Source organism: Anaerozeibacter quisquiliarum (assembly GCF_051162045.1).
GTDB lineage: Bacteria > Bacillota > Clostridia > Christensenellales > Aristaeellaceae > Anaerozeibacter > Anaerozeibacter quisquiliarum.
Map to the genome: position 1 here is coordinate 63,950 of NZ_JBISDI010000020.1, position 6,249 is coordinate 70,198.

General features: G+C 51.1%; 5 protein-coding genes and 1 pseudogene. 4 read left to right on the plus strand and 2 right to left on the minus strand.

Annotated features, from left to right (window positions below; genetic code table 11):
- Positions 1 to 39 precede the first annotated feature (39 nt).
- From ACH6CV_RS10390 to ACH6CV_RS10405, 4 genes are all read left to right on the plus strand, one after another.
- The gene (locus ACH6CV_RS10390; RefSeq protein ID WP_456358119.1) at positions 40 to 1,368 is read left to right on the plus strand and encodes a recombinase family protein; all 1,329 of its coding nucleotides are present in this window, start codon (positions 40 to 42) and stop codon (positions 1,366 to 1,368) included.
- A 2-nt stretch (positions 1,369 to 1,370) separates the two neighbouring features.
- On the plus strand, positions 1,371 to 2,954 hold the full coding sequence (locus ACH6CV_RS10395) for a recombinase family protein (protein ID WP_456358120.1): 1,584 nt from the start codon (positions 1,371 to 1,373) through the stop codon (positions 2,952 to 2,954).
- Between the two features lie 362 nt (positions 2,955 to 3,316).
- The gene (locus tag ACH6CV_RS10400; protein ID WP_456358121.1) at positions 3,317 to 4,135 is read left to right on the plus strand and encodes an oxygen-binding di-iron domain-containing protein; all 819 of its coding nucleotides are present in this window, start codon (positions 3,317 to 3,319) and stop codon (positions 4,133 to 4,135) included.
- The gene (locus ACH6CV_RS10405; RefSeq protein WP_456358122.1) at positions 4,132 to 5,415 is read left to right on the plus strand and encodes an HD-GYP domain-containing protein; all 1,284 of its coding nucleotides are present in this window, start codon (positions 4,132 to 4,134) and stop codon (positions 5,413 to 5,415) included. The genes ACH6CV_RS10400 and ACH6CV_RS10405 overlap by 4 nt, the downstream gene beginning before the upstream one ends.
- Before the next feature lie 113 nt (positions 5,416 to 5,528).
- Here the strand turns inward: ACH6CV_RS10405 and ACH6CV_RS10410 are convergent.
- Both ACH6CV_RS10410 and ACH6CV_RS10415 read right to left on the minus strand, forming a co-directional pair.
- A pseudogene (locus ACH6CV_RS10410) lies at positions 5,529 to 5,840 on the minus strand (recombinase family protein); the annotation flags it as partial.
- Positions 5,837 to 6,249: zinc ribbon domain-containing protein (locus ACH6CV_RS10415; RefSeq protein WP_456358123.1), on the minus strand; the 413-nt coding region annotated here is incomplete at its 5' end. The pseudogene ACH6CV_RS10410 and the gene ACH6CV_RS10415, both read right to left, overlap by 4 nt.

The following is a 6,249-nucleotide window of genomic DNA, read 5'->3' on the forward strand; positions in this document are numbered from 1 at the left end:
GTGCGGAGTGATTGATTGTATCAGAAAGGAGAGGATTCTATGCGGACGATACGAAAAATCGACGCTACCGTCCAGGCATTTCCTTCGCAGAAACGCGTGGCGGCCTACGCCCGAGTGTCGGAAGAGACCGAGCGGCTGCACCATTCCATTTCCGCACAAATCAGTCATTACAGTAAACTGATACAGTCGCGCCCAGACTGGGTATACGTAGGCGTTTACGCTGACGAGGGTCTGAGCGGTACGAAGGCGGATGGTAGACCGGAGTTTCAGCGTATGCTCGCTGATTGCGAATCGGGACGGGTTGATATCATTCTGACAAAGAGCATCAGCAGATTTGCACGAAACACAGTAGACCTGTTGATCACGGTACGCCGCTTAAAGGAACTAGACATCGAAGTGCGGTTCGAGAAGGAAAACATCAATTCCTTGGACGAGAAAGGTGAGGTCATGCTCACGCTGCTAGCCTCCTTTGCGCAGGAAGAAAGCCGATCTACATCTGAGAACATGAAGTGGGCTATACGCAAAGGATTCGAGCGCGGGAAGGTGATCTGCCGATTGCTGTATGGATACCGTTATCAGAAAGGCACCTTGGTCATTGAACCCGAAGAAGCGGAGGTTGTCAGACAGGTATTCTCAGGCTACCTTGCCGGTGCGTCCTGCTATCAGATCGCTAAGGAGCTCAATGCGCAGAATCGAGTTTCGTACCGGGGTAAAGCTTTCAGCCACGCGGTTATTTGCCAGATGATCAAGAATGAAAAATACACGGGCGATGCGCTACTGCAGAAGTACTTCGTGGAAAGCCATATCACGCACAAGCTAAAACGAAATCGCGGTGAGCTCGACATGCATTTCGTGGAGAACACGCATCCTGCCATCATTGACCGCGATACATTTGCCGAAGTTCAGGCAGAAATTTCCAAACGAAAAGGAGAAATCGATGGGCGCAAACGAAAGGCCTATTGGTCAGAAAAGCGGCGTGATGAGCACCGGCAGCAATACATTCATAGGGAGACTGCGCCGCTCCTTCACGAAGACCTTTCGCTATTCATCCGATGCGGTGAATGCGGGAATAACTATACAACGTACACGAGCAAGCTCTCCAATGGGAGCTATCGGCGTTTCTGGCGGTGCACAAGCCATGATGGGGTTCCGCGCCCGTTGGTCATAAAAGACGATGATGCAAAAGCGCTCATATGTGATGTACTAAAGCTGCAGACTTTTGATTTAGACGTAATGAACCGCGAATTGAGCCATGCGGTTTTGCTTGGGAACACCATCACCTTCCACTTCCGCGATGGTCGATCGGCAGAACGGTTCATCACCAAAAAGCGCAGCCCCAATTGCCTGCCGCAGAAAGAGGGTCAATAAGAATGCAAGCCGACAGAAGAGTCACTACAATACCGGCGTCCATCAGCAGATTTACGGCGTTTCCGGTTGCTTCCCAGCAAAAAAGGAAAGTGGCCGCTTACGCCCGCGTATCCACCGATAGTGACGAGCAGTTCACCAGCTATGAGGCGCAAATCGATTATTACACAAGCTACATCAAGAGCCGTGAAGAGTGGAAGTTCATTTCCGTTTATACCGACGAGGGTATAACGGGAACGAGCACCAAGCGCCGGGAAGGGTTCAAGCAGATGATCGCCGACGCGCTTGCTGGACAAATCGATTTGATTGTAACGAAGAGCGTGTCCAGATTTGCGCGCAACACTGTCGACTCCCTGACTACCATCCGCAAACTGAAGGAGCGCGGCACAGAGGTCTACTTCGAAAAAGAGAATATCTGGACGTTCGACAGCAAGGGTGAATTGCTGATCACGATCATGTCCTCGCTGGCGCAGGAGGAGAGCCGGAGCATATCCGAAAACTGTACGTGGGGCCAGCGCAAGCGGATGGCGGACGGAAAAGTAACTGTGCCCTTCGGTCGTTTCCTTGGATACGACCGAGGCGATGATGGGAATCTGGTCGTCAATCCCAAGGAGGCGGGGGTTGTTCGCGAGATTTACAGACTTTTCCTAAGTGGCCTGACGCCTCACGCCATCGCGAAGATACTGACTGAACGCGGGATTGCTACGCCTGGCGGGAAAACGAGATGGATACAAGGCACGGTGCAGAGCATTCTCACCAACGAAAAATACAAGGGTGACGCGCTGCTCCAAAAGTGCTACACGGCGGATTTCCTCACCAAGCGTCAGGTTCGAAACCACGGCGAAATCCCTCAGTACTACGTCGAAAACAACCATGAAGCCATTATCCCTAGGCACACTTACGAACTAGTGCAGCAGGAAATCCAGAGGCGCAAGAACGTTCGGGGACGCTATAGCGGCGTTGACATCTTTGCCTCGCGTATCAGATGTGGAGAGTGCGGGGCTTTTTATGGGGCAAAAGTCTGGCACTCCAACAGCAAGTACCGGAAGGTCATCTACCGCTGCAACAGCAAATATGGCGGAGGCCACTCCTGCAAAACGCCCCACTTGCAGGAGGAAGAAATCAAAGCCTTGTTCGTGCGTGCGGTCAATCAGCTGCTCAGCGGAAAGGATGAAGTAATCGCCAACCTTGAAGCAGTCACCGGCATCTTGTTCGATGCGAGTGAGATTGCCAACAAAAAGACCGCGGTCAAGGAAGAGATGAACGCCCTGATGGAGCGCATCCAGGGCATGATCGCAGAAAACGCGCACGTCCCGCTAGAACAGAGCGATTACGTCAGACGGTATGACTCGTTGGCCAGCAAGTATGAAGCGCTCATGTCTGAGCACGATCGGCTGGAAGCCGAGATCACCGACAAGGTTTCACGACGGGAAAGCATGAACCAGTTCATCACCATACTGCGGCAGCAAGACGGGCTTGTTCGCGAATTTGATGAAAACCTCTGGGGCAGTCTGGTCGAGGTCGTCACGGTCTACAGCGATATAGACGTGCGCTTCACCTTCAGGAATGGAACCATCATCCCAACGTGACCGCAAGCGGAAATATTAATCCTGCCGCTCACTTTGAGCGGCGGGATTTTTCTATGCGACTGGCTATGAAATCAGCGGTCACCGCATGACCTAATGGGAGCAATACCTCGACTGCAGGGGGCCAGAATATCGACCGCTCAGGAAACGCAAGAGACGTCCGGAGATGACATTCGCGCAAACCCGAATATCGGTCTGCACCAACTGACAAGAGGAGCCGAAGCGTTTGCCGTTACAGCCTCTCTTTTAAAATCCCACAGGGTCATGGATGGATTCATATGAATAGGCATTGCTCATTGCGTAATTCGCTATCGAGTGCTATAATCGAGCCACCGGAAGATAATGGAGCGAAGAGGGTGATGACCATGTCAACGGACGCACTGGATTATAGTGACTTCATAGAGATTGCGGAGGGGACATATTGGGTCGGCTATGCGGATAAAAAGGCCGGACTCCACTGCAACCCGTACTTGATCGCCGATGGAGACGAAGCCGTGCTCATTGATAGCGGCAGCAGAAACGAATTTAGTACGGTAATGTTGAAAATCATGAGAACAGGAACAAATCTGAATAGTATTAATCGATTGATATATCAGCACTATGATCCCGACCTGTGTGGGAATATTCCGCATGTAGAAGCGACGCTTGAAAATGATGATCTACAAATCATATCTCACTATGAAAACAACATTTTCATCAACTATTATGGAGCAAAATCCCCAAAGAGATGTATTGAGCAACTCGATTTCCATTATGACTTTGCGAGCGGAAGACATCTCCAATTTATTCTGACACCGTATGCCCATTCGCCCGGAAGCTTCATGACATACGACACGAAAACAAAGGTGTTATTCAGCAGTGACATCTTTGGGAGTTATGATAATAGTTGGGATCTCTATGCACGCATGTTTGAAAAGTGCACAGACTGTATCCCTCAGGACGTATGCCCGATTACGAATAAACGATGCCATCTCTACGGAATACTGGATTTTCACAAGCGTATAATGACATCCGGAAAAGCGCTCATGTATGCACTGGATAAGATCAAAGATCTGGAAGTAAACTTGATAGCACCGCAACACGGGAGCATTCTACAGACCTCTTTCACGCGAGAACTCGTAATTCAAAAGCTTAAGTCTTTGGGTCCAGTAGGGATCGACCGTTTACTTGGAGGGGCATCATGATGGCGCGAAAGTTGCGTACGAAATCATTCCCATCATTCTCCAATGCCGAGACCTGCACAAACGGGCACCTGTTGACGATGTTTGACCATCTTGCGGATCAGGTGGACTTCGGGATTCATGCAAAGCTGATCTCAGAGCTGATGGTCAGATATGCTGAGATGTCGAAGCAGCTGGAAGAAAAGAATCGGGCGCTGGTCTTGAGTGATGATGCACGCCGCGAAGCTCAAAGAATCGCAAAACTGGGCAACTGGAGTTTGGATATTCATAAGCAGAAGCTCTGGTGGTCAGATATGATGTACCGGGTACTGGATTTGGATCCATCCATTGACCCAAACTTAGATGCATATTTCCAGCGCGTCCATCCGGAGGACTATGACAGGATCTATCAAAGCGCCATAAAAGTAATGGAGGGCGACGCGCCCAAGGAACACCGCTACAGAATCCTTACAAAGGATGGTAGCATCAAATGGGTACACACGCAATACGTCGTCGACCATGACTCATCCGGAAAGCCTGTGTCCGTGCACGGTACCATTCAAGACATCACCGAGCAGAAAACGGCGGAAGAAAAACTGAAAAGATACAACACCAAGCTTGAGGAAATGGTCCGGGAAAAGGTGCGAGAGATCAGCGAATCTCAGATGGCAACGATCTACGCGCTGGTGAAACTGGCGGAGTCCAGAGACGATGATACAGGCGAGCATATTGTCAGAACATCTGAGTACTGCCGTTTGTTGGCGACGGCTCTCAGGGCATCGGGCCATTATTCAGACGAAATAGACGACGCGTTCATTGAAAATATCACGAAGGCCAGCCCACTCCACGACATAGGGAAAGTCGGCATCCCAGATGTGATTTTGCTCAAGCCGGGCAGACTGACGCCAGAAGAATTTGATACCATGAAGACACACGTAACGCTCGGCTACAACACCCTGGCTATGGTGCATAACCAGTATCCTGAGAACGCTTTCGTTCGTGTTGGGATGGACATCGCGCGATATCACCATGAGAAATGGGACGGCAGCGGATACAATGGCAAGTTGCATGGGACTGCAATCCCATTGGCTGCGCGAATCATGGCAGTAGCCGATGTGTATGACGCACTCCGTTCAAAGCGGGTTTATAAGGATGCCTTCTCACATGAGAAGAGCATGGGCATCATTCTGCAGGGAAGCGGTAACCATTTCGACCCACTTCTTGTGGAAGTCTTTATGTTAAATAACAATGCGATGAAGTCAATATTCGAGTCCGCTCGCAATGAATCTAACGCTTCCAGGTAAACTCCGCTTGGCTGCTTCCGAGAATGGGTGCAAATGCACCTGTATCAAATTATACGGGTGCATTTGCACCCATGGATGCACCCATTGCACCCTTGTATCAATTACGCGCATTTGATTTCGATCTTTCCCTCCAGCGCATCCTGGACCATCTCCTTGAAGCCGTCACGCTTCTTGGTGTTCGTGGCGCTGATACCCTCGTCGGTGTATACCTTCACGTATTCCCACTCTACCTTGGAGAGGATGTACTGCGTGTAGTAGTCCACCTGAGCCTCGTAGCTGGTGAGCTGTTCCTCCTGGTCGGTGGAAACACGGGCATACGCGGCCACGCGGCGCTTGTGGGCTCCGGATATCGGCATGGCAGTGAATCGGTTCAGGGTGGCAGGCATCATTGTCACGCGCGGGGCAAAAGCTCGGGCTTCGCTCATTTCTCCCACCTCTTTCGTGTGCACTCGGCTGCTTGGCGGCGCATATCTTCGTTCCAGCTATCACAGCGCGAATGATCCTGCCATGTACGATCGTCCACGGCGCCGTCCTTGAATATATAGCGGAGTTGGTTGGGACCGGGTACGAGAATTTGCTGGATGTCTTCAAAGGGGCGCTCACCAAGTACATCCTTGGTCAGTTCCAGCAACGTATCTTCGGGGATCTGCTTTCCATGACAGAATGCCTTACCTTTGCGCATAAACGTCCCGCAATTCCAGGCCGCGCGATCGTGCGCCACCTTGCGCTTGTAGGGCTTTCCGCATCGCGCACAAATCAGCATCCCGCTGAGCTTTTCATGGGCTTGGCCGCTGATGGGCGTGAACCGTGCTGTATTCAACTCGGCGATCTGGC